This window comes from Polaromonas sp. P3_C2 (genome assembly GCF_056402675.1).
The window spans coordinates 1-3,094 of record NZ_JBFUGX010000499.1 but is presented as its reverse complement, the minus strand read 5'-3'; the positions used below and the strand labels follow the sequence as shown (position 1 = coordinate 3,094).

At 58.1% G+C, this 3,094-nt stretch carries 2 protein-coding genes; both read right to left on the bottom strand.

The genetic code is table 11. The annotated features are described in order from the left end of the window. Positions 1-267: 267 nt before the first annotated feature. On the bottom strand, positions 268-1,200 hold the full coding sequence (locus AC1DWI_RS17865) for an FHA domain-containing protein (protein ID WP_477725344.1): 933 nt from the start codon (positions 1,198-1,200) through the stop codon (positions 268-270). Between the two features lie 142 nt (positions 1,201-1,342). Beyond that, positions 1,343-2,782 carry an aldehyde dehydrogenase family protein gene (locus tag AC1DWI_RS17860; protein WP_477671637.1) on the bottom strand — a complete coding sequence of 480 codons (1,440 nt, stop codon included), beginning with the start codon at positions 2,780-2,782 and terminating at the stop codon, positions 1,343-1,345. Between the last annotated feature and the right edge of the window lie 312 nt (positions 2,783-3,094).

The following is a 3,094-nucleotide window of genomic DNA, read 5'->3' as shown; positions in this document are numbered from 1 at the left end:
GGTGACATCCGCGGTGTCACGGGCAACCGATACGGAGCCACGCAAGCCCGCGGCCTGGAGTTCACCGTCGAGTGCCGGGAAGGTCCGGTAAATATAGAAACCCGCCACGGTGGCGGCGATCAGCAGCAACACCAGCAGCGCAGCAGAAATGCGTTTGAACCAGACCATCATGTTCCATCGGGTGATACGGATAGTGCAGCCAGGTGCCCATGGCGATGAGCATTTGGCATGCCAGGCAGAACCGGGGCGGCTCCTGCCGGCCCGACGCTATTTTGTTTGAAGATGGACTTTGCCGTCGGCAAACTTGAAACTGACGGTAGGCACCGTGAAGTCTTCAAAGGGGGCGCCCAGAGCAATCTCACCCTCTTGCAGCAACACACATTCCTGTCGGCGCAATGCCACGACAGCTGCGCTGTCGGAAAATCGCACCCAGGTGCCGTAACTGCTGACATCTTCAAGGTAAAACTTGCCGGCACGCCATTCAATTCTGGCGTGCCTGCGGGAAACGCGCGGATCTTGAACCACAAATTGCGCGTCGTGGTCTCGTCCCAGGAAAATCGGCAGCTCACCCGAGGCGAACTCGGTATTGATGTCCAGCCAGCACAACTCGATCGACGCCAGAGCCAGGGGCTGCGGGGCCGAGTGCGCCGTCAGGCTGGAAGGTACGGTAAATGATTCGGTCATGACCTCTGCCTGCCATTCGATGCGGTGGACCAGGCAGGCTTCGGTGCGGCCACGAATGTCCATGGCGCCAAGATTTCGGGAGCGTACGAGTGTGTCGGCTGGCAGCTTTTCGATGACGGCTTCGGTCGCGAGTATCTGGTCCGGGCCCGACAGGTCACTCAACCGGGAGGCCACATTGACAGCGTCGCCGAAGCAGTCACCATCCTGCTCGACAATTTCTCCGCGGGCAACACCCAGCTGCAACCGCATCTTGAGGTGCTCGGGCCAGTTCCGGATACGGTCGCGGTGAACCCGCTGCAGTTCGGTTACGGCGTCAACGGCGTCCGCATTGTCTGGAAACACCACCAGCACACCGTCGCCGAGGTATTTCACAACGTGGCCGCGATAGGCCACGCTGACCTTGCCTATCCACTGCGTCAAACGTGTGATGGCCTGAGTTGCCTTGRCATTGCCCAGCGATTCAAAAACCCCGGTGCTTCCGGTGAGATCGGCAAAAACGACGGTGACTTCTGCCATACGGTCTATGTAACTGCTTGTAGCTATCTTGTGTAATTAAAACATAAGCATGATTACGACAAGAAGAAATTGCGCGTCGAGACCCGCAACTGTAACTAAATGTTTTATTCTTCCATCAATCGGCAGCGTTGAACCAAGCGGCTCAAGCCACGGCGGTTTTTAGCTGGATGGCCTTGAATTCCAGAAATTCTTCAAAACCATAAACGCCGTTTTCACGGCCATTACCAGATTGTTTGTAGCCACCAAACGGTGCCTGACCATTGAAAGGCCCGCCATTGATATCGACCTGCCCGGTGCGCAGGCGGCGCGCCACTTTCATGGCCCGTTCGTCTGTGCCGCCCCATACCGCCCCGCCAAGACCGTAAATGGTGCTATTGGCGATTGCCACAGCCTCGTCCTCATCGTTGTAGGAAATAACGACCAGGACCGGGCCGAAAATTTCTTCCTGTGCCAGCGTGTCAGTTGCCTTGATCCCCAGGATGGTGGGCTGAACAAAGTAGCCTTTGGCAAAGTCAGGCGCGCCGGCGCCACCGGCAATCACGTCCGCACCTTCTTCAATGCCGGTGCGGATGAAACCCAGGACACGGTCGCGCTGGGCTGCACTGACCAGCGGTCCGAGCTTGCTGGTTTCCTCCAGGCTGGGGCCAACACTGAATTTCGCGACAGCTGCCTGTGCGAGCGCCTTGGCTTCCTCATAACGCCCGGCCGGCACCAGCATGCGGGTATGGGCCGAACAGGTCTGGCCGCTGTTGAGCATGCAGGCCGACACGGTGCCTTTGACCGCAGCTTCGAAATTGGCATCGTCCAGGATGACGCTGGCCGACTTGCCGCCAAGCTCGAGCGCTACCCGCTTGACCGACTGGCTGGCCAGTTCGCTCACACGTTTGCCTGCCCGGGTAGAGCCGGTAAAGCTCAGCATGTCGACTTCGGGATGCGTTGCCAGCACCTCGCCCACCACGGGGCCGACACCGTTGACCAGGTTGAATACGCCGGGCGGCAGGCCGGCCTCATGAATGATTTCAGCCAGGATCATGGCGTTGACCGGGGCGATTTCGCTGGGCTTGAGCACCACGGTGCAACCTGCCGCCATGGCGGGGGCGATCTTGAGTGTGATCTGGCTGAGCGGGAAATTCCAGGGCGTGATGCACCCCACGACACCGATCGGCTCGCGTACCACGAGCGAGTTGCCGACCTGCTTTTCCCATTCGAACTGGCGGGCCACCTTGGCAAAGTTTCCCCAGTGCCATGCGGGCCCTCCTACCTGGACGGCCCGGGCCATCTTCAGGGGCATGCCCACCTCGCGCGCAATGGCCACGGCCAGGTCTTCGGTGCGGGCCTTGATGCCGGCGGCCACTTTATCCAGGTAAGCAGCGCGCGTCTCGACGGACAACGCAGACCATCCGTCAAACGCAGCCCGGGCCGCCAATACCGCAGCTTCTGCCTCCCCGACGGTACCGGATGGCACGGTTGCCATCACCTCTTCGGTGCTGGAATCGTGGACAGGAAGGGTCTCCGAAGACTGGGCTTTAACCCATTGGCCGTTGATGTAATGCGCGGGATAGGCGGTCATTGTGGTGTTCATGTTGGGTCTGGCCGGGGCTGAAAAATTGAGCGAATGGTGGAAGGGTGACTTTTGTCTACAGCTGAAACTTAGTGTAAGTCTAAAGATTTAAACACTGTTCAATACCAGAATCGACTTGACATCTAGTTACTAACTCCTAGATACATTTGTTGTTTTGCGTTAACCATTTCACACAAAACGTCTTGCAAATGAACCGCCGCAGTCTTAATCTAACAGAACAAACCGTTCCTCGGGAACGTGAACAAATACCCTACGGATGCCCGGTAGAAAGTTGTGAGACACATGCGCTGGTTAAAACCGAATCTGACAAGC